Origin of the sequence: Streptomyces sp. NRRL WC-3549 (assembly GCF_000721935.1) — a bacterium.
Classification (GTDB): Bacteria; Actinomycetota; Actinomycetes; order Streptomycetales; family Streptomycetaceae; genus Streptomyces.
Window position 1 is genome coordinate 44,264 of record NZ_KL585404.1, and the last position, 432, is coordinate 44,695.

The window sequence follows — 432 nt, forward strand, 5'->3', positions numbered from 1 at the left end:
GGAAGCCGCCGATCAGGGCGACCTTGGCCACCTTCGCCGGTCGCGCGTCGGCGGCCAGCCAAGCCAGGCTCGACGCGACGGAGTGCCCTACCACCAGGGGCTTTCCGGGCGCCGCGTCAACCGCGGCGAGGACCGTTTCCAACTGGTCGTCCAGCGTCGCGGAGGCGGTGCCGTCTCCTTGGCCCGGGAGGGTGAGAGGCACGGGACGGTGGCCGAGCGCAGTGAGTTCGGGTACGACGTCGTCCCATGCGGATCCGTCGAGCCACAGGCCGGCGATGAGCAGAATATCCACGGCAGTTCTCCTGAAGATGACGAGGTTCTGACTGCCGGCAAGCTACCGGGCCGCTCTGACACCGAGCTCAGGTCAGGAGGTGATCTCTGGATCCCCGCACGTCCGAGGCGCTTCCCCTGAACCTTCCCAGAACGCAGAAA

General features: G+C 67.6%; 1 protein-coding gene. It reads right to left on the minus strand.

The features are described 5' to 3' along the window. Positions 1-292 (minus strand): alpha/beta fold hydrolase (locus IH13_RS0118010; protein WP_031085678.1); only part of this gene is annotated, 292 nt, incomplete at its 3' end. Between the last annotated feature and the right edge of the window lie 140 nt (positions 293-432).